Origin of the sequence: uncultured Escherichia sp. (assembly GCF_948475835.1) — a bacterium.
In the GTDB taxonomy this organism is placed as follows: Bacteria; Pseudomonadota; Gammaproteobacteria; order Enterobacterales; family Enterobacteriaceae; genus ECMA0423.
The window spans coordinates 1-23,756 of sequence record NZ_CAOLGM010000066.1 but is presented as its reverse complement, the minus strand read 5'-3'; the positions used below and the strand labels follow the sequence as shown (position 1 = coordinate 23,756).

General features: G+C 49.3%; 21 protein-coding genes. 13 read left to right on the top strand and 8 right to left on the bottom strand.

Going from position 1 to position 23,756, the window contains the following annotated elements:
• Nucleotides 1–236 precede the first annotated feature (236 nt).
• Nucleotides 237–1,754 carry a lysine--tRNA ligase gene (gene lysS / locus QZF50_RS13875; protein WP_001295087.1) on the top strand — a complete coding sequence of 506 codons (1,518 nt, stop codon included), beginning with the start codon at nt 237–239 and terminating at the stop codon, nt 1,752–1,754.
• Between the two features lie 118 nt (nt 1,755–1,872).
• Here the strand turns inward: lysS and ghoT are convergent, their stop codons facing one another.
• The 4 genes from ghoT to yjdI form a co-directional block, all read right to left on the bottom strand.
• A complete protein-coding gene (gene ghoT, locus QZF50_RS13870) occupies nt 1,873–2,046 on the bottom strand; it encodes a type V toxin-antitoxin system toxin GhoT (RefSeq protein WP_001173343.1) in 174 nt (57 codons plus the stop codon).
• 27 nt (nt 2,047–2,073) lie between these two features.
• Complete coding sequence (ghoS, locus tag QZF50_RS13865) at nt 2,074–2,370, bottom strand: type V toxin-antitoxin system endoribonuclease antitoxin GhoS (protein WP_000398619.1); 297 nt, start codon at nt 2,368–2,370, stop codon at nt 2,074–2,076.
• Between the two features lie 226 nt (nt 2,371–2,596).
• Nucleotides 2,597–2,869, bottom strand: a complete 273-nt coding sequence (locus QZF50_RS13860) for a GNAT family N-acetyltransferase (protein ID WP_000405649.1) — start codon at nt 2,867–2,869, stop codon at nt 2,597–2,599.
• Between the two features lie 11 nt (nt 2,870–2,880).
• Nucleotides 2,881–3,111, bottom strand: coding sequence for a 4Fe-4S mono-cluster protein YjdI (gene yjdI, locus QZF50_RS13855; protein ID WP_000371700.1), 231 nt, complete (start codon nt 3,109–3,111; stop codon nt 2,881–2,883).
• 180 nt (nt 3,112–3,291) lie between these two features.
• On the opposite strand from yjdI, the gene QZF50_RS13850 reads away from it, so the two are divergent.
• From QZF50_RS13850 to QZF50_RS13830, 5 genes are all read left to right on the top strand, one after another.
• Complete coding sequence (locus QZF50_RS13850) at nt 3,292–4,923, top strand: sensor histidine kinase (RefSeq protein WP_001216487.1); 1,632 nt, start codon at nt 3,292–3,294, stop codon at nt 4,921–4,923.
• Nucleotides 4,920–5,639, top strand: coding sequence for a two-component system response regulator DcuR (dcuR, locus tag QZF50_RS13845; RefSeq protein WP_000611288.1), 720 nt, complete (start codon nt 4,920–4,922; stop codon nt 5,637–5,639). The genes QZF50_RS13850 and dcuR overlap by 4 nt, the downstream gene beginning before the upstream one ends.
• 570 nt (nt 5,640–6,209) lie before the next feature.
• Nucleotides 6,210–7,550: an anaerobic C4-dicarboxylate transporter DcuB gene (dcuB, locus tag QZF50_RS13840; RefSeq protein ID WP_000899522.1), complete on the top strand. Its 1,341-nt coding sequence runs from the start codon at nt 6,210–6,212 to the stop codon at nt 7,548–7,550.
• Nucleotides 7,551–7,627: 77 nt separating this feature from the next.
• Complete coding sequence (fumB, locus tag QZF50_RS13835; RefSeq protein WP_000066681.1) at nt 7,628–9,274, top strand: class I fumarate hydratase; 1,647 nt, start codon at nt 7,628–7,630, stop codon at nt 9,272–9,274.
• 122 nt (nt 9,275–9,396) lie between these two features.
• Nucleotides 9,397–10,026, top strand: coding sequence for a DUF2238 domain-containing protein (locus QZF50_RS13830; RefSeq protein ID WP_290387139.1), 630 nt, complete (start codon nt 9,397–9,399; stop codon nt 10,024–10,026).
• Nucleotides 10,027–10,164: 138 nt separating this feature from the next.
• Here QZF50_RS13830 and melB read toward each other — a convergent pair whose 3' ends face one another.
• Nucleotides 10,165–11,586 (bottom strand): melibiose:sodium transporter MelB, encoded by a 1,422-nt coding sequence (gene melB / locus QZF50_RS13825; RefSeq protein WP_000028114.1) that lies wholly within the window; start codon nt 11,584–11,586, stop codon nt 10,165–10,167.
• Nucleotides 11,587–11,688: 102 nt separating this feature from the next.
• Nucleotides 11,689–13,044, bottom strand: coding sequence for an alpha-galactosidase (melA, locus tag QZF50_RS13820; protein WP_000988016.1), 1,356 nt, complete (start codon nt 13,042–13,044; stop codon nt 11,689–11,691).
• Between the two features lie 282 nt (nt 13,045–13,326).
• On the opposite strand from melA, the gene melR reads away from it, so the two are divergent.
• The 7 genes from melR to pmrB all read left to right on the top strand — a co-directional run bounded on the left by melR (nt 13,327) and on the right by pmrB (nt 22,774).
• Nucleotides 13,327–14,235 carry a transcriptional regulator MelR gene (melR, locus tag QZF50_RS13815; protein WP_001090758.1) on the top strand — a complete coding sequence of 303 codons (909 nt, stop codon included), beginning with the start codon at nt 13,327–13,329 and terminating at the stop codon, nt 14,233–14,235.
• 198 nt (nt 14,236–14,433) lie between these two features.
• The gene (gene adiA / locus QZF50_RS13810; protein WP_001307519.1) at nt 14,434–16,701 is read left to right on the top strand and encodes an arginine decarboxylase; all 2,268 of its coding nucleotides are present in this window, start codon (nt 14,434–14,436) and stop codon (nt 16,699–16,701) included.
• Between the two features lie 324 nt (nt 16,702–17,025).
• Nucleotides 17,026–17,787: a DNA-binding transcriptional activator AdiY gene (gene adiY, locus QZF50_RS13805; protein WP_001217059.1), complete on the top strand. Its 762-nt coding sequence runs from the start codon at nt 17,026–17,028 to the stop codon at nt 17,785–17,787.
• A 136-nt stretch (nt 17,788–17,923) separates the two neighbouring features.
• Nucleotides 17,924–19,261 carry an arginine/agmatine antiporter gene (adiC, locus tag QZF50_RS13800; protein WP_000093154.1) on the top strand — a complete coding sequence of 446 codons (1,338 nt, stop codon included), beginning with the start codon at nt 17,924–17,926 and terminating at the stop codon, nt 19,259–19,261.
• A 103-nt stretch (nt 19,262–19,364) separates the two neighbouring features.
• Entirely contained in the window at nt 19,365–21,008 is a 1,644-nt protein-coding gene (gene eptA, locus QZF50_RS13795; RefSeq protein WP_061892624.1) for a phosphoethanolamine transferase EptA, read from the top strand.
• On the top strand, nt 21,005–21,673 hold the full coding sequence (basR, locus tag QZF50_RS13790; RefSeq protein ID WP_000697915.1) for a two-component system response regulator BasR: 669 nt from the start codon (nt 21,005–21,007) through the stop codon (nt 21,671–21,673). Before eptA ends, basR begins: the two co-directional genes overlap by 4 nt.
• Nucleotides 21,674–22,774 (top strand): two-component system sensor histidine kinase PmrB, encoded by a 1,101-nt coding sequence (gene pmrB / locus QZF50_RS13785; RefSeq protein WP_290388894.1) that lies wholly within the window; start codon nt 21,674–21,676, stop codon nt 22,772–22,774.
• Here pmrB and pmrR read toward each other — a convergent pair.
• Both pmrR and proP read right to left on the bottom strand, forming a co-directional pair.
• Nucleotides 22,750–22,839, bottom strand: coding sequence for an LpxT activity modulator PmrR (gene pmrR, locus QZF50_RS13780; protein ID WP_000797656.1), 90 nt, complete (start codon nt 22,837–22,839; stop codon nt 22,750–22,752). The genes pmrB and pmrR overlap by 25 nt on opposite strands.
• 111 nt (nt 22,840–22,950) lie before the next feature.
• Nucleotides 22,951–23,756 (bottom strand): glycine betaine/L-proline transporter ProP (proP, locus tag QZF50_RS13775; RefSeq protein WP_290388893.1); only part of this gene is annotated, 806 nt, incomplete at its 5' end.

The following is a 23,756-nucleotide window of genomic DNA, read 5'->3' as shown; positions in this document are numbered from 1 at the left end:
CTGTCGTAAAAACAATTGGTTATGAATAAATTAACTTTCAGTTTATAACACTAGCAAATCTAGATTAATAAGTCATTTAAACCATTTTGATGGTTATTTATTAGTGATATCAACTTGAGGTAAGCGTTAGTTTCGATAAGATAAACTGAGTTATTAATAGTCGAGGCAGATAATACAGTGTACCGATCTGTCTCTTTATCTACGCTAAATTGAAAGCTGGATTTAGAGGAACCAAAATGTCTGAACAAGAAACACGGGGAGCCAATGAGGCTATTGATTTTAACGATGAACTGAGAAATCGCCGCGAAAAACTGGCGGCACTACGTCAGCAAGGTGTGGCGTTTCCCAATGATTTTCGCCGCGACCATACCTCTGACCAGTTGCACGAAGAGTTTGATGCGAAGAATAACCAGGAACTGGAATCCTTAAACATTGAAGTCTCGGTTGCTGGCCGAATGATGACCCGTCGTATCATGGGGAAAGCCTCCTTTGTAACGTTGCAGGATGTCGGTGGCCGTATTCAACTGTACGTTGCAAGAGATAGCCTGCCAGAAGGTGTTTATAACGATCAGTTTAAAAAATGGGATCTGGGTGACATTATCGGTGCCCGCGGTACGCTGTTTAAGACGCAAACCGGTGAGCTTTCCATTCACTGTACTGAGTTGCGCCTGCTGACAAAAGCACTACGTCCTTTACCAGATAAATTCCATGGTCTGCAGGATCAGGAAGTCCGTTATCGTCAACGTTATCTGGACCTCATCGCTAACGATAAATCCCGTCAAACGTTCGTTGTCCGTTCAAAAATTCTGGCCGCTATCCGTCAGTTCATGGTCGCGCGCGGCTTTATGGAAGTAGAAACCCCGATGATGCAGGTAATTCCAGGTGGGGCATCTGCTCGCCCGTTTATTACCCATCATAATGCTCTGGATTTAGATATGTATCTGCGTATCGCGCCGGAGCTGTATCTGAAACGTCTGGTTGTAGGCGGTTTTGAACGGGTATTCGAAATCAACCGTAACTTCCGTAATGAAGGTATTTCTGTTCGCCATAATCCTGAGTTCACAATGATGGAACTCTACATGGCGTATGCGGATTACCACGATTTGATTGAACTGACAGAGTCCCTGTTCCGCACCCTGGCACAAGAGGTTCTGGGTACCACTAAAGTCACTTATGGCGAGCATGTGTTTGATTTCGGCAAACCGTTTGAAAAACTCACCATGCGCGAAGCAATCAAAAAATATCGTCCAGAAACCGATATGGCCGACCTGGATAATTTTGATGCTGCTAAAGCATTAGCTGAATCTATCGGAATTACGGTAGAGAAAAGCTGGGGGCTGGGACGTATTGTCACGGAGATCTTTGATGAAGTGGCAGAAGCACATCTGATTCAGCCAACCTTTATTACGGAATATCCGGCAGAAGTGTCACCGCTGGCGCGCCGTAATGATGTTAACCCGGAAATCACCGACCGTTTTGAATTCTTCATCGGTGGTCGTGAAATCGGTAATGGTTTTAGCGAATTAAACGACGCAGAAGATCAGGCTGAACGTTTCCAGGAACAGGTTAACGCTAAAGCTGCAGGTGACGACGAAGCCATGTTCTATGACGAAGATTACGTGACTGCGCTGGAATATGGTCTGCCGCCAACCGCTGGTCTGGGTATTGGTATCGACCGAATGATTATGCTGTTTACAAACAGTCATACTATTCGCGACGTTATTCTCTTCCCGGCGATGCGCCCACAGAAATAAATTTCACTTTAATGAACGAAGCAGTCAGGCGACTGCTTCGTTCGTCGTTCCGCAAATCCAGTTTTGAGGAGAGACGCTTCGTTTCACGATAACCAGCGGGTCCACTCAACTACAGCTCCTAAAAGAGAGAAAAAAGTAATGCCACAGGCAGACTCATTGGCCAGGTTATTCCGACCAGGAATGCACTAAGTAAACGAATATGTGTTTTCTCATGTGAGATAAACCAGATAATGACAAAGGATATGTTCACACCAATCACATAAAAAATTAATATTTTAGAGAATAGTGCCATTTTTTATGTTCTTCTTATCCTTCCTGGCTACTTGTAAAACTGACGGAAATAGTCATCAACTGTCATAATGTTGAGGTCAAAATCAATATCCGGTAAGTCTAAGCATTTAAGCCTGATTAAATCTTCGATTTCACTTGCGGCTAACGATGTCGTTATTGCGAAGGAGTTTTCATTCAATTGTCGTGGTATCCCATATTCATCAGCCACGATAGAGGAGAAATTCATATCATACATCAATGATCTTAACCTTAAGAACACTGAGGAATAAGATGATGGATAATCAAAAGAAACAACATAAGTATTGAACTTGTTTTTACCTTCCATAATATGACTCCTATCAATATTAAACGCTCTGGGGACGCAAAACTTATTAACCCCGATTGATGATTCTCATATAGGAGATATTCTTTTTTTTGCTCAGTAAAGGGGATGACTTGGGACAAAAAAACGCTCTCTCTGCCCATTCTTTGTGCATCCCCCTACCCTTCAGATGCTCTCCTGCATCACTCCGCGGAGAGCATGAAAAATATCGTGACTCTGTACTCTCCCATCAACTGCGAATATCATCATACTCCCGCGTTTTATCAAATTCGTGTTTCGAAAATGGGCATAGTGGGATAATTTTTCGTTTTTCCCGACGCATTTTTTCCACGACTTTCGCAACCAGCTGTTTACCAATCCCCTGCCCTTTCAGGCTTTCATCGACATCGGTATGTTCGATAATCGCTAAATTCTCTCCGGTCGGCACAAAGACAATTTCAGCGATTTGCTTGCCCTGTTCGTCATTAATGTAAAATTTATTGTGGCCTTCGCGTATTTCCATTTTACCCTCGCTTATTTATGACGGTATTTCAGCGCGCCGCTCGGGCACGTATCAATCACTTTAACCACAGTGACGACGTCGACTTCATCCGGCATGATCCACGGCTTTCGTTTGAGATTAAATAACTTGCCGTTGCCACGTACGCAATTGCCAGAATGCTGACATATCGCAGTGTTGAAATAGACATCGATCTTTTCGCCGGTATAACAGCGATAACCCTCGTCCAGTAGCGCCTGATCCATGACTTTCCCTCTCTCATCAGTATGATTATCGCTATAAGCATAGCCCTGGAATCTTCATACAGCACTGGCAGTTTCCGTTGCCAGAGTCTCTTCCCCTATATAGCCAATCATTCTTACTCCCTTTGAATTACCCGCCTCATCAGAGATAATGCTTAAGAAATTTGTCACACAAGGAAGCTGATGAGACATTCATTGCCCTACCGCATGTTACGCAAACGTCCGATGAAATTGAGTACCACAGTGATCTTAATGGTCAGTGCGGTACTGTTCTCGGTGCTATTGGTGGTGCATCTGATTTACTTCTCGCAAATCAGTGATATGACGCGAGACGGGCTAGCCAACAAGGCACTGGCAGTGGCGCGTACCCTCGCCGACTCGCCGGAAATCCGTCAGGGCTTGCAGAAAAAACCGCAGGAGAGCGGAATCCAGGCCATCGCGGAAGCCGTGCGCAAACGCAACGATCTGCTGTTTATTGTCGTTACCGATATGCAAAGTCTTCGCTACTCGCATCCTGAAGCCCAGCGTATTGGTCAGCCATTTAAAGGTGATGACATCCTTAAAGCGCTGAATGGCAAAGAAAATGTCGCTATCAATCGCGGTTTTCTGGCGCAGGCTTTACGCGTATTTACCCCCATCTACGATGAAAATCATAAACAAATTGGCGTGGTGGCGATCGGCCTTGAGTTAAGCCGCGTGACCCAACAAATCAATGACAGTCGCTGGAGCATTATCTGGTCGGTATTATTTGGCATGCTGGTCGGACTGATTGGCACCTGCATTCTGGTTAAGGTACTGAAAAAAATCCTTTTCGGCCTGGAACCCTACGAAATCTCCACGCTGTTTGAGCAGCGCCAGGCCATGTTGCAGTCTATCAAAGAAGGCGTCGTTGCCGTGGACGATCGCGGCGAGGTCACGCTGATCAACGATGCCGCACAAGAATTGCTGAATTACCGTAAGTCGCAGGACGATGAGAAACTGTCGACGCTCAGCCACTCATGGTCACAGGTGGTAGATGTCTCGGAAGTGTTACGCGACGGTACGCCGCGCCGCGACGAAGAGATTACGATTAAAGATCGGCTATTACTGATCAACACCGTTCCGGTGCGCAGTAATGGCGTTATCATCGGTGCCATTTCAACCTTCAGGGACAAAACTGAAGTTCGTAAACTGATGCAGCGACTCGACGGTCTGGTCAACTATGCTGATGCACTTCGTGAACGATCCCACGAATTTATGAATAAATTGCATGTGATTCTCGGATTATTGCATCTGAAGAGTTATAAGCAGTTGGAAGATTACATTCTCAAAACAGCCAATAACTATCAGGAAGAGATTGGCTCTCTGCTGGGTAAGATCAAATCTCCGGTTATCGCTGGTTTTTTAATCAGCAAGATTAATCGCGCGACCGATTTAGGCCATACGCTGATTTTAAACAGTGAAAGCCAGCTGCCAGACAGCGGCAGTGAGGACCAGGTCGCGACGCTGATTACCACATTGGGAAATCTGATAGAAAACGCGCTGGAAGCATTAGGGCCGGAACCCGGTGGCGAAATTAGCGTAACATTGCACTACCGTCACGGCTGGCTGCACTGCGAAGTTAACGATGATGGACCGGGGATCGCACCCGACAAAATCGATCACATTTTTGACAAAGGTGTCTCGACAAAAGGAAGCGAGCGAGGCGTCGGTTTAGCACTTGTCAAACAACAGGTAGAAAATCTCGGCGGCAGCATCGCCGTGGAATCGGAACCCGGGATTTTCACACAATTTTTTGTCCAGATACCCTGGGACGGGGAGAGGTCGAACAGATGATCAATGTATTAATTATCGATGACGACGCAATGGTCGCGGAGCTGAATCGCCGATACGTAGCACAAATCCCAGGCTTTCAATGCTGTGGAACAGCCTCGACGCTGGAGAAAGCCAAAGAGATTATCTTCAATAGCGATACGCCTATCGACCTGATATTGCTCGATATCTATATGCAAAAAGAGAACGGGCTCGATTTACTGCCTGTCCTGCATAACGCGCGTTGCAAAAGTGATGTGATTGTCATCTCCTCCGCAGCCGATGCGGCAACCATTAAAGATTCGCTGCATTACGGTGTCGTGGATTACCTGATCAAACCCTTCCAGGCTTCCCGCTTTGAAGAGGCGCTCACCGGCTGGCGGCAAAAGAAAATGGCGCTGGAAAAACATCAGTATTATGACCAGGCCGAGCTTGATCAGCTAATCCACGGCAGCAGCTCCAACGAACAGGATCCTCGTCGCTTGCCAAAAGGCTTAACGCCGCAGACGTTACGCACGCTGTGCCAGTGGATTGACGCGCATCAGGACTATGAGTTTTCAACCGACGAGCTGGCTAACGAGGTTAACATCTCGCGTGTTTCCTGCCGTAAATACCTCATCTGGCTGGTCAACTGCCACATCTTGTTCACCAGTATCCATTATGGCGTCACGGGGCGTCCGGTTTACCGTTACCGTATTCAGGCAGAACACTACTCACTACTGAAACAATATTGCCAATAACGGATCGCTGGTTATCTGTAAGTAATAATTATTACCGTAATGCAAAATACCCCTGGCACAAGTTACATCCTTCATCAGTAAAACTTGTGCCAGATCAAATATAATTATCCCTCCATCATCGCTAAAAATTAATATCTCTTCAGGTGAACGGTGTTTTTAATTTCAAAACGATAACAAAAGTTAATTAACTATTATGTCACCCGCATTATGTGTATTTTTACCCACAAATGGGTAGATCAGATTAATCTTTAAACCTAATGATATCTGCCCTGAGAACAAAAAATAGACCGATAAATATCAATAAGATAACAGCAAACAAAACATTAACATCTGCGCAGTACAAACTATAAACCCATCGCCAGAGAGTTTTTCTCTCTGAAAAAGCCGCTTATCACAGTGCATAAATTTGCCGCTGCTTTAATCAGCCAATATTTACTGTGAGGTATTTGCTAAAGCCGGTAACGACCAAACGGATATTTAGTCAGGCTCTGAAAACAGTTCATACAAAACAGAACGTGACTGTGATCTATTCAGCAAAAATTTAAATAGGATTATCGCGAGGGTTCACACATGTTATTTACTATCCAACTTATCATAATACTGATATGTCTGTTTTATGGTGCCAGAAAGGGTGGTATCGCGCTGGGTTTATTAGGCGGTATCGGTCTGGTCATTCTGGTCTTCGTCTTCCACCTTCAGCCAGGTAAACCACCGGTTGATGTCATGCTGGTTATCATTGCGGTGGTGGCGGCATCGGCGACCTTGCAAGCTTCGGGCGGTCTTGATGTCATGCTGCAAATTGCCGAGAAGCTGCTGCGCCGCAACCCGAAATATGTCTCAATTGTCGCGCCGTTTGTGACCTGTACACTGACCATTCTTTGCGGTACGGGTCATGTGGTTTACACCATTCTGCCGATCATCTACGACGTCGCCATTAAGAACAACATCCGTCCGGAACGTCCGATGGCGGCAAGTTCTATCGGTGCACAGATGGGGATTATCGCCAGTCCGGTGTCGGTTGCGGTCGTGTCTCTGGTTGCAATGCTGGGTAATGTCACCTTTGATGGTCGCCATCTTGAGTTCCTCGACCTGCTGGCAATCACCATTCCATCGACGTTAATCGGTATCCTGGCGATCGGTATCTTCAGCTGGTTCCGCGGTAAAGATCTGGATAAAGACGAAGAGTTCCAGAAATTCATCTCCGTACCGGAAAACCGTGAGTATGTTTACGGTGATACCGCGACGCTGCTCGATAAAAAACTGCCGAAAAGCAACTGGCTGGCAATGTGGATTTTCCTCGGTGCAATCGCTGTAGTCGCCCTTCTTGGTGCTGATTCGGACCTGCGTCCATCCTTCGGCGGCAAACCGCTGTCGATGGTACTGGTTATTCAGATGTTTATGCTGCTGACCGGGGCGCTGATTATTATCCTGACCAAAACCAATCCCGCGTCTATCTCAAAAAACGAAGTCTTCCGTTCCGGTATGATCGCCATCGTGGCGGTGTACGGTATCGCATGGATGGCAGAAACCATGTTCGGTGCGCATATGTCTGAAATTCAGGGCGTACTGGGTGAAATGGTGAAAGAGTATCCGTGGGCCTATGCCATTGTTCTGCTGCTGGTTTCCAAGTTTGTAAACTCTCAGGCTGCGGCGCTGGCGGCGATTGTTCCGGTCGCGCTGGCGATCGGCGTTGATCCGGCATACATCGTGGCTTCAGCACCGGCTTGCTACGGTTATTACATCCTACCGACTTATCCGAGCGATCTGGCAGCGATTCAGTTTGACCGTTCCGGCACCACCCACATCGGTCGCTTCGTCATCAACCACAGCTTTATTCTGCCGGGGTTGATTGGTGTGAGCGTATCGTGCGTCTTCGGCTGGATCTTCGCCGCGATGTACGGGTTCTTATAAATGCACTTTGCGTGCCGCCCGTGACTACGCGGCACGCCATTTTCGAATAACAAATACAGAGTTACAGGCTGGAAGCTATGTCAAACAAACCCTTTATCTACCAGGCACCTTTCCCGATGGGGAAAGACAATACCGAATACTATCTACTCACTTCCGATTACGTTAGCGTTGCCGACTTCGACGGCGAAACCATCCTGAAAGTGGAACCAGAAGCCCTGACCCTGCTGGCGCAGCAAGCCTTTCACGACGCTTCTTTTATGCTCCGCCCGGCACACCAGAAACAGGTTGCGGCTATTCTTCACGATCCAGAAGCCAGCGAAAACGACAAGTACGTGGCGCTGCAATTCTTAAGAAACTCCGAAATCGCCGCCAAAGGCGTGCTGCCGACCTGCCAGGATACCGGCACCGCGATCATCGTCGGTAAAAAAGGCCAGCGCGTGTGGACCGGCGGCGGTGATGAAGAAGCGCTGTCGAAAGGCGTCTATAACACCTATATCGAAGATAACCTGCGCTATTCACAGAATGCGGCGCTGGACATGTACAAAGAGGTCAACACCGGCACTAACCTGCCTGCGCAAATCGACCTGTACGCGGTAGATGGCGATGAGTACAAATTCCTTTGCGTTGCGAAAGGCGGCGGCTCTGCCAACAAAACGTATCTCTACCAGGAAACCAAAGCCCTGCTGACTCCCGGCAAACTGAAAAACTTCCTCGTCGAGAAAATGCGTACCCTCGGTACTGCAGCCTGCCCGCCGTACCATATCGCGTTTGTGATTGGCGGTACGTCTGCGGAAACCAACCTGAAAACCGTCAAGTTAGCAAGCGCTCACTATTACGATGAACTGCCGACGGAAGGGAACGAACATGGTCAGGCGTTCCGCGATGTCCAGCTGGAACAGGAACTGCTGGAAGAGGCCCAGAAACTCGGTCTTGGCGCGCAGTTTGGCGGTAAATACTTCGCGCACGACATTCGCGTTATCCGTCTGCCACGTCACGGCGCATCCTGCCCGGTCGGCATGGGCGTCTCCTGCTCCGCTGACCGTAACATTAAAGCGAAAATCAACCGCGAAGGTATCTGGATCGAAAAACTGGAACACAACCCAGGCCAGTACATTCCACAAGAACTGCGCCAGGCCGGTGAAGGCGAAGCGGTGAAAGTTGACCTTAACCGCCCGATGAAAGAGATCCTCGCCCAGCTTTCGCAATACCCGGTATCCACTCGTTTGTCGCTCACCGGCACCATTATCGTGGGCCGAGATATTGCACACGCCAAGCTGAAAGAGCTGATTGACGCCGGTAAAGAACTTCCGCAGTACATCAAAGATCACCCGATCTACTACGCGGGTCCGGCGAAAACCCCTGCCGGTTATCCATCAGGTTCACTTGGCCCAACCACCGCAGGCCGTATGGACTCCTACGTGGATCTGCTGCAATCCCACGGCGGCAGCATGATCATGCTGGCGAAAGGTAACCGCAGTCAGCAGGTTACCGACGCGTGTCATAAACACGGCGGCTTCTACCTCGGTAGCATCGGCGGTCCGGCGGCGGTACTGGCGCAGCAGAGCATCAAGCATCTGGAATGCGTCGCTTATCCGGAGCTGGGTATGGAAGCTATCTGGAAAATCGAAGTAGAAGATTTCCCGGCGTTTATCCTGGTCGATGACAAAGGTAACGACTTCTTCCAGCAAATCGTCAACAAACAGTGCGCGAACTGCACTAAGTAACCTCTTCGGCCCAGCGCCTGGCAGCATGCTGCCAGGTGATCCCCCTGGGCCACCTCTTTTGCGATTGTAATTTCACGCTTGCTGGTGAATAGTCAGTATTTTCCCTGATTTGCGAACTCACCATGACCCGCACACTCAAGCCGTTAATTCTTAACACCGGCGCACTGGCGCTAACGTTAATCCTGATTTATACCGGCATTTCGGCCCATGACAAACTCACCTGGCTGATGGAAGTGACACCGGTGATTATTGTCGTGCCGCTACTGCTTGCCACCGCTAAACGTTATCCGTTAACGCCGCTGCTCTATACGCTCATTTTCTTTCACGCCATCATCCTGATGGTCGGCGGGCAATACACCTACGCGAAAGTCCCCGTTGGTTTTGAGGTGCAGGAATGGCTGGGGTTGAGCCGTAGTCCGTATGACAAGCTGGGGCATTTTTTCCAGGGGCTGGTGCCTGCACTGGTGGCACGAGAAATTCTCGTGCGCGGGATGTACGTGCGCGGACGTAAAATGGTGGCGTTCCTGGTCTGCTGCGTGGCGCTGGCGATAAGCGCGATGTATGAATTAATCGAGTGGTGGGCGGCGCTGGCAATGGGCCAGGGAGCGGATGATTTTCTCGGCACCCAGGGCGACCAGTGGGACACGCAATCCGATATGTTCTGCGCGCTGCTTGGCGCATTAACGACGGTGATATTCCTCGCTCGCTTTCATTGCCGCCAGCTACGGCGCTTTGGCTTGATAACCGGATAACAACGTGCGCTTTGTTGATGCCGGATGCGGCGTGAATTCCTTATCCGGTCTACAAAATTTGCAAATCCAAAGCATTACATTAAGACGTGGCCTGATAAACATATCGCATCAGGCCATTTTCGTTAGCTATTGTCCACGTCAGGCTTTCACATCACTCACTGCACCGACCGGAATATCAGCATGAACAGGCTCGGGCGGTACTTTGCGATATTTATCCAGCAGATGAATCTGGATCCTGCGCAGCGTGTCGCCATTGAGGCGATAGAAACGGAAGTAGAGAATCAGCGTTACCATGAAAAACAGAGTTGGTAGAGCAATCATAATAAACTGCATACCTAATAGGGCTTGCGTAGACTGTTCAACATTCGGTACATAGCCAATCATCCCTAACACAACCGCAATGAAAAAAGCCGCAAAGGCTGAACCGCCCTTCACCACCATAGTCTGCACGGAGTAAGCGATACTTTCACAGCGTACGTGCAGTTTATATTCACCGTAATCAACGGTATCTGCCACCATGATGACCTGTAATACCCAGAAAAGCGCCGTTCCCACATTCAGCAAAATACCCGCAATCACAATGAGGACGACGTTGTGATAGCTCATTAATGCCATTAACAGGAGAACACCACAGCTTAACACCGGAAGAATAGATGCTCCGGCCCATAAAATGCGTCGGGATAATGATTTAACTAAGCGTGGGAAGAATACTAACGTCACCAGGTTAGCAGCTCCCGCATACGACAGATAATAGGGGAACAAATCCGCATCACCAATAACATATGAGAAATAATAGATAGCAAAGCCGGTAATAATATTGCTGGCTACATTATAAGCAAGAGCCATACCCAAGAGGCATGAAAGCTGATCGTTTTTATAAATAAGCGCAACGATGGCTTTAAGTGTCAGATGGCTTCCTTCAGCAGACGGTTGATTGTCTGACGAAAAGACTTCATGCACATTGCGCAGAGTGATGATGGTTGAAACAATAAAAAAGGCGATCAGTACCAGAGTGAACATCTGAAAGCCAAATCCCCGATCGCCACCGCCGACATAATTAACAAATGGTAGCGTCACACCTGCCGTAACAAAGCCCGCCAGACTGGCAAAAAAACGCGGATAAGGAACCAGTTGTTCACGCTCACGTTTATCGAGCGTGATGGTTGGAACCAGCGACCAGAAGGGAATATCCATAATGGTGTAAGTCATGCCCCAGAGGATGTAGGTCACGCAAACAAAGACAATCTGAGTAGTACCTTCAAACAGATGCGCACTAAAGAGGAGAAATAAGATTACAGAGTTTGCCAACGTACCGATCAGGATCCAGGGTTTGAACTTACCCCATCGCGATCGCGTAGCATTTACAATCCATCCCATAATCGGATCGTTAATAGCATCCCAGATCCTCGCCACCAGAAACAAAGTACCGACCAAACCCACAGACAGCCCGACGACATCGGTGTAGTAATACATGAGGTACATATACACAATGCCGATCGCAAAATCCTTCCCGAACGCTCCAAATCCATAACTGAGTTTTGTAGTCATTGAAATGCTCATAGGGTATCGGGTCGCTGTTACCAACGCCCGCCTTCTGTTATTGGTATCGTCAGAGGTGTGCGCCGGAATAAATCCCCCGGCGCAGTAGCGTTTAGTCGCGTTTTAACGGTGCAACCAGCCTGGCAGCCAGTCGCCGTGGGCGGCAATCAGGTCGTCAACAAGAGCATATATTTCGTCAATGCCCAGCACGGCGGCAGTATGCGGGTCCATCATCGCGGCGTGGTAAACACGGTCGCGATTTTCCGTAAGAATAGCTTCGGTCAGCAGCGTCTGTACGTTGATGTTGGTTTGCATCAGGGCGGCCAGATGCGAAGGTAGCGTACCGACTTTGGTTGGCTGAATGCCATTAGCATCAACCAGACAGGCTACTTCCACGCAACATCCTTGTGGCAGGTTATCAATCAAACCATCGTTACGGACGTTGCCGTAAATCACACTCGGCTCGCCAGTCCAGATAGCGTTCATGATTGTGCTGGCATATTCCCGTGACGGTTTAATATCAATCCGGGAGGCGTTTTTATACTCCTCCAGCTCTTTATGCCAGTTCGCCAGCTGCTCGACGCAGCGTTTCGGGTACTCATCCAGCGGTACTTTATAACGCTCAATCAAATCCTCACGACCTGGCTTAATAAACCACGGCGTATATTCGGCAAAATGTTCTGACGATTCCGTGACGAAGTAGCCCAGCTTTTTGAACATTTCATAGCGCACAATATTCTGGCAGCGAGTATTACCATGAATATTTGGCTTCGGTGCCTGCCCTGCTTCATAAGCCGCCAGCAGTTCCGGGTAGAGATTCACGTAACTGCCGTCGGCGGTTTTGCGCTCCAGCTCCAGGTAAAACGCCATATGGTTGATACCTGCGCAGCGGTAACGCAGCGTAGCTGGGTCGATATTGAGATCACGCGCCAGCTCTTCCGCCGTTCCCTGCACCGAATGGCACAGCCCGACCTGTTTGATATGCGGATAACGGGCATACATCGCCCAGGTATTCATCGCCATGGGGTTAACATAGTTGAGCATGGTGGCATCGGGGCAGACTTCCGTCATGTCCTCGCAAATTTGCCACAGATGCGGAATGGTACGTAGCGCGCGCATAATACCGCCCGGCCCCAACGTATCGGCAATGGTTTGTTCCAGACCATGCCGCTTACAGACCTCGAAATCAGTCACCGTGCAAGGTTCATAACCGCCAATCTGAAATGCCACCACGACAAAATCGGCATCCTCTAAGGCTTCTTTCTGTTGGGTGTGGCAGGTGATTTTGCCGCTGGCCCCTGCTGAATCCATCAGCTTACGCACCACAATATGCGACTCTTCCAGGCGGGTGGGATCAATGTCCATCAGGGCAATATGCGCCGTTTTCAGCGCCTCGCGATGGAACACATCACCAAGAATATTTTTAACGAAAATCGTCGAACCAGCGCCGATAAATGTAATTTTGGGTGCAGTCATCATGCAGATCTCCTGGCTTGCTTGAATAACTTCATCATGGCAGGCGAATCTGCAGAAAACCTCCGGCTTCCAGGTTGAGCATTCCCATAAACTCAGATCCTGCGTGAAGCAGCAGTAAATCTGAGTTTATGGTAATAAGTTACCTGAAAAGCAGAGTTTTCGGCCTCATGATGCTCGGACGCTCCCCTCGCCTCTCTGGGAAGAGGGTGAAAACCGTGCTCCCACTCGCAGTCATCCTCCCTCACTCCTGCCATAATTCTGATATTCCAGGAAAGAGAGCCATCCATGAATACAGATACGTTTATGTGCAGCAGCGACGAAAAACAGACCCGCAGCCCGCTGTCGCTGTATTCGGAATACCAGCGGATGGAGATTGAGTTTCGCGCACCGCATATCATGCCCACCAGCCACTGGCATGGTCAGGTCGAAGTGAATGTGCCTTTCGATGGCGATGTGGAATACCTGATCAACAATGAAAAAGTGAATATCAATCAGGGTCATATCACGCTGTTCTGGGCCTGTACACCGCACCAACTAACAGATACCGGAACCTGTCAGAGCATGGCGATTTTTAATCTGCCGATGCATCTGTTTCTCTCCTGGCCGCTGGATAAAGACCTGATTAACCACGTCACTCACGGCATGGTGATCAAATCACTGGCCACACAGCAACTTAGCCCATTTGAAGTGCGCCGCTGGCAGCAGGAATTAAACAGTCCGAACGAGCAAATTCGCCAGCTCGCCATTGATGAAATTGGCCTGATGCTCAAGCGATTTAGCCTCTCTGGCTGGGAACCGATTCTGGTCAATAAAACCTCGCGCACACACAAAAACAGCGTCTCGCGCCATGCGCAATTTTATGTTAGCCAGATGCTGGGCTTTATTGCCGAAAACTATGATCAGGCGCTGACCATCAACGATGTGGCTGAGCACGTCAAACTTAACGCCAACTATGCAATGGGGATATTCCAGCGGGTCATGCAATTGACGATGAAACAGTACATTACCGCGATGCGCATCAACCACGTTCGCGCGTTACTGAGCGATACCGATAAAAGTATTCTCGATATTGCCCTGACGGCAGGCTTTCGTTCAAGTAGTCGTTTTTACAGCACGTTCGGCAAATATGTCGGCATGTCGCCGCAACAATACCGCAAACTTAGCCAACAGCGCCGCCAGACGTTTCCCGGCTAAAGACGATATCAGTATCAGCCAAAAAAATAGTTTAGCCGTCGATAATAAGCAGTGAAAATAATTTAAAATAATCACATAACGCATTGTTTATAAAAATAAATATTTCAAAAATGTTTGTTTTTCACGCGCTTTACAGCCCGAAAAGGCCGGAAGATACTTGCCCGCAACGAAGATTCCTTCATAACCGGGTAAGCAATGATGAAAGTATTAATTGTTGAAAGCGAGTTTCTCCATCAAGACACCTGGGTCGGTAACGCCGTTGAGCGTCTGGCAGATGCTTTAAGCCAGCAAAATGTTACCGTGATTAAATCCACCTCCTTTGATGATGGTTTTGCCATTCTCTCTTCAAACGAAGCCATTGACTGCCTGATGTTCAGTTATCAAATGGAACATCCGGACGAACATCAAAACGTCAGACAATTGATCGGTAAGCTTCATGAGCGCCAACAAAACGTGCCGGTCTTCCTGTTGGGCGATCGGGAAAAAGCCCTCGCCGCAATGGATCGCGACCTGCTGGAGCTTGTCGATGAATTCGCCTGGATTCTGGAAGATACCGCCGACTTTATCGCCGGACGCGCTGTTGCCGCGATGACCCGCTACCGCCAGCAGCTGTTGCCGCCACTGTTCAGCGCGCTGATGAAATATAGCGACATCCATGAATATTCCTGGGCAGCGCCAGGCCACCAGGGCGGCGTTGGTTTTACCAAAACACCCGCCGGACGTTTCTACCATGACTACTATGGAGAAAATCTGTTCCGCACCGATATGGGCATCGAACGAACTTCCCTCGGTTCTTTGCTTGACCATACTGGCGCATTTGGCGAAAGCGAAAAATATGCCGCACGCGTATTTGGTGCCGATCGCTCCTGGTCGGTAGTCGTCGGTACTTCCGGCTCTAACCGCACCATCATGCAGGCTTGCATGACCGATAACGATGTCGTGGTCGTTGACCGTAATTGCCATAAATCCATCGAACAAGGCTTGATGCTGACAGGCGCGAAACCAGTCTACATGGTGCCAAGCCGCAACCGCTACGGCATTATCGGGCCAATCTATCCGCAGGAAATGCAACCTGAAACCTTGCAGAAGAAAATCAGTGAAAGCCCGCTGACTAAAGACAAAGCTGGGCAAAAACCGTCTTACTGCGTGGTGACCAACTGCACCTATGACGGCGTGTGTTATAACGCTAAAGAAGCGCAGGATCTGCTGGAAAAAACCTCCGATCGTCTGCACTTTGACGAAGCCTGGTACGGCTATGCACGTTTCAACCCGATCTATGCCGATCACTATGCCATGCGCGGCGAACCTGGCGATCACAACGGTCCTACCGTTTTCGCCACCCACTCCACCCACAAACTGCTGAATGCGCTGTCACAGGCTTCTTATATTCATGTACGTGAAGGTCGTGGGGCGATTAACTTCTCCCGCTTCAACCAGGCCTACATGATGCATGCCACCACCTCCCCGCTGTATGCCATCTGCGCATCCAACGACGTGGCGGTGTCGATGATGGACGGCAACAGCGGCCTGTCACTGACACAAGAAGTGATTGACGAAGCGGTTGATTTTCGTCAGGCGATGGCGCGGCTGTATAAAGAGTTCACCGCTGACGGTAGCTGGTTCTTCAAACCGTGGAACAAAGAAGTCGTCACCGACCCACAAACCGGCAAAACCTATGACTTTGCTGACGCACCAACCAAACTGCTGACCACCGTTCAGGACTGCTGGGTAATGCATCCGGGCGAAAGCTGGCACGGCTTCAAAGATATTCCGGATAACTGGAGTATGCTCGACCCGATTAAAGTCAGCATCCTTGCTCCGGGAATGGGTGAAGATGGTGAACTGGAAGAAACCGGTGTTCCGGCGGCGCTGGTCACTGCCTGGCTTGGTCGCCACGGCATTGTGCCTACCCGCACCACTGACTTCCAAATTATGTTCCTGTTCTCTATGGGCGTAACCCGTGGGAAATGGGGGACTCTGGTTAACACCCTTTGCTCCTTCAAACGCCACTATGACGCCAACACACCGCTGGCGCAGGTGATGCCGGAACTTGTTGAACAATATCCTGACACTTACGCGAACATGGGGATTCACGATCTGGGTGACACCATGTTTGCCTGGCTGAAAGAAAACAACCCTGGCGCACGGTTGAACGAAGCCTATTCCGGCCTGCCGATGGCGGAAATCACCCCGCGTGAAGCGTACAACGCGATTGTCGACAACAATGTCGAACTGGTATCCATTGAAAATCTGCCAGGACGCATCGCGGCAAACTCAGTTATCCCGTATCCGCCAGGAATCCCGATGCTGCTGTCTGGTGAAAACTTCGGCGATAAAAACAGTCCGCAAGTAAGTTATTTACGCTCGCTGCAATCCTGGGACCACCATTTCCCTGGATTTGAACACGAAACTGAAGGGACTGAAATTATTGACGGTATTTACCACGTTATGTGCGTGAAAGCGTAACCACTATTCCGCTGAAGGCGTAATTGTTTAAATAACATTACGCCGCCTGGCCTTAGGCCTTTTGAGTATGGCAACGTTTTCATAAAAATTGCTGCAAACAAAAATGTCATACTTTTTGCGCGGCCCCACCCCGCGCTTTTTTTTGCCTGTTATTTATCCTGTAAAAAAATATGTACATGAGAAATTACTATAAAAATTTGTAATATTAGTAAAACTCGTTATTTTGATGCATGTTTATATTCATCATACAATTATATAACCATTTCCCGGTATCGCTTTGCTTTAGCGAGAACTGGTCTTTTATTTGCACTCAGGAGTACATGTATGAGGATTTGCAGCGACCAACCTTGTATTGTTTTATTGACTGAAAAAGATGTCTGGATAAGGGTGAATGGGAAAGAACCTATTAGCCTTAAAGCTAACCATATGGCGTTATTAAATTGTGAAAATAATATTATCGACGTCTCCTCTCTTAACAACACTTTGGTTGCTCATATTAGTCACGACATCATCAAAGATTACCTCCGGTTTCTGAATAAAGATCTCTCGCAAATACCAGTATGGCAACGTAGCGCTACGCCCATACTCACCCTGCCATGCCTGACGCCAGACGTCTTTCGCGTTGCCGCGCAACACAGCATGATGCCCGCAGAAACTGAGTCAGAAAAGGAACGAACACGCGCATTATTATTCACGGTGCTATCCCGTTTTCTCGACAGTAAAAAATTCCTTTCATTAATGATGTATATGTTACGTAATTGTGTAAGTGACAGCGTTTATCAAATTATTGAAAGCGATATTCACAAAGACTGGAATCTTAGTATGGTAGCCAGTTGTTTATGTCTTAGCCCAAGTCTGTTAAAGAAAAAGTTGAAAAGCGAAAACACCAGTTATAGCCAAATAATCACCACCTGCCGCATGCGTTATGCCGTAAATGAATTAATGATGGACGGTAAAAATATCTCTCAGGTATCACAGTCCTGCGGCTACAACAGTACGTCGTACTTTATTTCTGTCTTTAAAGACTTCTACGGTATGACGCCGCTGCATTATGTTAGTCAGCACAGAGAACGCACTGTCGCCTGATTTTTAACCTTAACGAAGAGCTATATTAATAACGGCATCAGCGATAACCCGGTCGATAATAATTCAACTATCGAATGCAGGCGTATGATATGACGTAATTTATTGTCACGAAGCTCGCCTTCGCAGGAGTTTAATTATGTCTTCGGATGCTGATGCTCACAAAGTGGGCTTAATCCCCGTCACCCTGATGGTGTCGGGGAATATTATGGGGTCAGGTGTTTTTCTGTTACCTGCAAACCTGGCCTCTACTGGCGGGATTGCCATTTATGGATGGTTGGTGACGATTATCGGTGCACTGGGGCTCTCGATGGTATACGCCAAAATGTCGTTCCTCGACCCAAGTCCTGGTGGTTCTTACGCTTACGCCCGCCGCTGCTTTGGCCCGTTTCTCGGTTATCAAACCAACGTCCTCTACTGGCTGGCCTGCTGGATCGGCAATATCGCCATGGTGGTCATTGGCGTAGGATATTTAAGTTACTTCTTCCCGATTCTGAAAGATCCATTGGTATTAACCATCACCTGCGTCGTGGTGCTGTGGATCTTCGTCCTGCTGAACATTGTCGGTCCGAAAATGATCACCCGTGTGCAGGCAGTTGCCACCGTGCTGGCGCTGATCCCCATCGTCGGGATTGCCGTATTTGGCTGGTTCTGGTTCCGTGGTGAAACCTATATGGCGGCATGGAACGTCAGCGGCCTGGGCACCTTCGGTGCAATTCAAAGTACCCTTAACGTTACGCTGTGGTCGTTCATCGGTGTGGAAAGTGCCTCCGTTGCCGCAGGTGTGGTGAAAAACCCGAAACGCAATGTCCCTATCGCCACCATTGGTGGGGTATTGATTGCCGCCGTTTGCTATGTACTTTCTACCACCGCGATTATGGGGATGATCCCTAATGCCGCACTGCGCGTTTCTGCTTCGCCATTCGGTGATGCCGCACGGATGGCGTTGGGTGACACCGCCGGGGCCATTGTTTCCTTCTGCGCAGCTGCGGGTTGCTTAGGTTCACTGGGCGGCTGGACGTTGCTGGCGGGTCAAACGGCGAAAGCCGCTGCCGATGACGGACTGTTCCCACCAATTTTTGCCCGTGTAAATAAAGCGGGTACGCCAGTGGCGGGGCTGATTATCGTCGGTATTTTGATGACCATCTTCCAGCTCAGCAGCATTTCACCAAACGCGACCAAAGAGTTCGGTCTGGTTTCTTCCGTCTCGGTCATCTTTACACTGGTGCCATATCTTTACACCTGTGCGGCGTTACTGCTGCTCGGACACGGTCACTTTGGTAAAGCACGCCCGGCATATCTGGCAGTTACTACCATTGCCTTCCTCTACTGCATCTGGGCCGTGGTGGGGTCCGGAGCGAAAGAGGTTATGTGGTCATTTGTCACCCTGATGGTCATCACCGCCATGTATGCGCTGAATTACAACCGGCTACATAAAAACCCGTATCCCTTAGATGCACCAATAAGCAAAGATTAATTCCCCTTAATCCAGCAAACATAAAAGCCAACCTTAAGAACTTAAGGTTGGCTTAATTTTGCTTTGCGAGCATATGCGCACTTTGTTCGATGGAAACACCGTGATGTTGAAGCGCCTACTAAAAAGACCCTCTTTGAATTTACTCGCCTGGCTATTGTTGGCCGCTTTTTATATCTCTATCTGCCTGAATATTGCCTTTTTTAAACAGGTGTTGCAGGCGCTGCCGCTGGATTCGCTGCATAACGTACTGGTTTTCTTGTCGATGCCGGTCGTCGCTTTCAGCGTGATTAATATTGTCCTGACACTAAGCTCTTTCTTATGGCTTAATCGACCACTGGCCTGCCTGTTTATTCTGGTTGGCGCGGCTGCACAATATTTCATAATGACTTACGGCATCGTCATCGACCGCTCGATGATTGCCAATATTATTGATACCACTCCGGCAGAAAGTTATGCGCTGATGACACCGCAAATGTTATTAACGCTGGGATTCAGCGGCGTGCTTGCTGCGCTGATTGCCTGCTGGATAAAAATCAAACCTGCCACCTCGCGTCTGCGCAGTGTTCTTTTCCGTGGAGCCAATATTCTGGTTTCTGTACTACTGATTTTGCTGGTCGCCGCACTGTTTTATAAAGACTACGCCTCGTTGTTCCGCAATAACAAAGAGCAGGTGAAATCCTTAAGCCCCTCTAACAGCATTGTTGCCAGCTGGTCATGGTACTCCCATCAGCGACTGGCAAATCTACCGCTGGTGCGAATTGGTGAAGACGCCCACCGCAACCCGTTAATGCAGAACGAAAAACGTAAAAATTTGACCATCCTGATTGTCGGCGAAACCTCGCGGGCGGAGAACTTCTCCCTCAACGGCTACCCGCGTGAAACTAACCCGCGGCTGGCGAAAGATAACGTGGTCTATTTCCCTAATACCGCATCTTGCGGCACGGCAACGGCAGTTTCAGTACCGTGCATGTTCTCGGATATGCCGCGTGAGCATTACAAAGAAGAGCTGGCACAGCACCAGGAAGGCGTGCTGGATATCATTCAGCGAGCGGGCATCAACGTGCTGTGGAATGACAACGATGGCGGCTGTAAAGGTGCCTGCGACCGCGTGCCTCACCAGAACGTCACCGCGCTGAATCTGCCTGGTCAGTGCATCAACGGCGAATGCTATGACGAAGTACTGTTCCACGGGCTGGAAGAGTACATCAATAACCTGCAGGGTGATGGCGTGATTGTCTTACACACCATCGGCAGCCACGGTCCGACCTATTACAACCGCTATCCGCCGCAGTTCAGGAAATTTACCCCAACCTGCGACACCAATGAGATCCAGACCTGTAGCAAAGAGCAACTGGTGAACACTTACGACAACACGCTGGTTTACGTCGACTATATTGTTGATAAAGCGATTAATCTGCTGAAAGAACATCAGGATAAATTTACCATCAGCCTGGTTTATCTTTCTGACCACGGTGAATCGTTAGGTGAAAATGGCATCTATCTGCACGGTCTGCCTTATGCCATCGCCCCGGATAGCCAAAAACAGGTGCCGATGCTGCTGTGGCTGTCGGAGGATTATCAAAAACGGTATCAGGTTGACCAGAACTGCCTGCAAAAACAGGCGCAAACGCAACACTATTCACAAGACAATTTATTCTCCACGCTATTGGGATTAACTGGCGTTGAGACGAAGTATTACCAGGCTGCGGATGATATTCTGCAAACTTGCAGGAGAGTGAGTGAATGAAAATTCTGATTGTTGAAGACGATACGCTGTTATTGCAGGGATTGATTCTGGCGGCGCAAACTGAAGGCTACGCGTGCGATGGCGTGACAACCGCGCGGATGGCGGAACAAAGCCTTGAGGCCGGTCATTACAGCCTGGTGGTACTGGATTTAGGGTTACCCGACGAAGATGGACTGCATTTTCTCGCCCGTATCCGGCAGAAAAAATATACCCTGCCGGTACTGATCCTCACCGCTCGCGATACGCTGACCGACAAAATCGCCGGGCTGGATGTCGGTGCCGATGACTATCTGGTGAAGCCTTTTGCGCTGGAAGAGTTACACGCCCGTATCCGCGCCCTGCTACGACGCCATAATAATCAGGGCGAAAGTGAGCTGATTGTTGGCAATCTGACGCTGAATATGGGTCGCCGTCAGGTATGGATGGGCGGTGAAGAGTTGATTCTGACGCCCAAAGAATATGCTCTGCTGTCACGGTTAATGCTCAAAGCAGGCAGTCCGGTGCATCGGGAAATTCTCTACAACGACATCTATAACTGGGACAATGAACCCTCGACCAACACCCTGGAAGTGCATATCCACAATCTGCGCGACAAAGTGGGCAAAGCCCGTATCCGCACCGTGCGCGGCTTTGGCTATATGCTGGTCGCGAATGAGGAAAACTAATTGAATCTGATGCATTTTCTGCGCCGACCAATATCGCTGCGCCAACGGCTGATATTGACCATCGGGGCCATTTTGTTGGTGTTTGAGCTGATCAGCGTCTTCTGGCTATGGCATGAAAGTACCGAGCAGATTCAGCTGTTTGAGCAGGCGCTACGCGACAATCGCAACAACGATCGCCACATCATGCGTGAGATCCGCGAGGCGGTCGCCAGCCTGATTGTCCCCGGCGTCTTTATGGTCAGCCTGACGCTATTTATCTGCTATCAGGCGGTACGCCGCATCACCCGCCCGCTGGCGGAGCTGCAAAAAGAGCTGGAAGCGCGCACCGCCGCCAACTTAACGCCCATTGCCATTCACAGCGCCACCCTCGAAATCGAAGCGGTGGTTTCGGCGTTGAACGATCTGGTCAGTCGCCTGACCAGCACGCTGGATAACGAAAGGTTGTTTACCGCTGACGTCGCGCACGAACTGCGAACGCCACTGGCGGGGGTGCGTTTGCATCTGGAACTGCTGGCGAAAACGCATCACATTGATGTAGCACCGTTAGTGGCACGGCTTGATCAAATGATGGAGAGCGTCTCCCAGCTGCTGCAACTGGCGCGTGCCGGACAGTCATTTTCTTCCGGTAATTATCAACATGTAAAACTGCTGGAAGATGTCATTCTCCCCTCGTATGACGAACTCAGTACCATGCTCGACCAGCGACAGCAAACCCTGCTATTGCCAGAGAGCGCCGCCGACATCACCGTTCAGGGTGATGCAACCCTGCTGCGGATGTTATTGCGAAACCTGGTAGAAAACGCCCATCGTTACAGCCCGCAAGGCAGCAACATTATGATTAAGCTGCAAGAAGATGGCGGAGCGGTCATGGCAGTTGAAGATGAAGGACCAGGTATTGATGAGAGTAAATGCGGGGAGTTGAGTAAAGCGTTTGTACGTATGGACAGCCGTTATGGCGGGATTGGTCTGGGGTTAAGTATTGTCAGCCGCATTACACAGTTGCATCACGGGCAGTTTTTCCTGCAAAACCGGCAAGAGACTTCCGGCACGCGGGCCTGGGTACGGCTGAAGAAAGATCAGAACGTGGCAAACCAGATATAAAGAAAGCTGCTGACCACCAGCACGCTGAACACGGTAGTTAAACTTTCATAAACACGGTTTTTCATTGCACTCTCCTCCGTTAACCTGGAGGAGAGTATGCGCGTCAGAGATTAAGTGAACCTTAAGAGTTCAATTGGCCTGATAAGACAGCGTCACATCAGGCCATCCGTTTCAGCTTATTCATCAATTCGCGGATGTTGCTGCACCAGGCGGGTACGTTTCGCCTGCAAATCGGCAATCTCGTGGTCAATATTATCGATTTTCTGCTCGATATTATCGTAATGCTCGACGAGAATTTCCTTCGCTTCCTGTATATCTGACGCCGCCGGTGTCGCACCTTTCAACGGACGATTTGCCGTCTCTTTCATGGTTACGCCGGTGATTAAACCAATCACCGCCACTACCATCAGGTAATAGGCAGGCATCATCAGATTCTGCGAGCTTTCGACCAGCCAGGCCGCCAGTGTTGGCGTCAGACCGGCAACCAGCACCGAAATATTAAATGCCGCCGCCAGCGCGCTGTAACGGATATGCGTCGGGAACATCGCTGGCAAGGTAGAAGCCATAACGCCCGTAAAGCAGTTAAGGATCACCGCCAGCATCAGTAACCCGGCAAAAATCAGGCCGATGACGTTACTGTTAATCAGAATAAACGCCGGGATCGCCAACACAAACAGGGCAACACTACCAAGTAGCACAAACGGACGACGGCCAAAACGGTCACTCAGCAAGCCCATCACCGGCTGGACAAACAGCATACCTATCATAATGGCGATAATAATCAGCACCCCGTGGTCTTCGGAGTAATGCAGGTTATGCGACAAATAACTCGGCATATAGGTCAGCAACATGTAGTAAGTCACGTTGGTGGCAATTACCAGACCAATACATGTCAACAGGCTGCGCCAGTGTTTGGTGGCAATCTCTTTAAACGAGACTTTCGGGCCATCCTGCAAACCTTCGCGGTCGCCCTGTTCCAGTT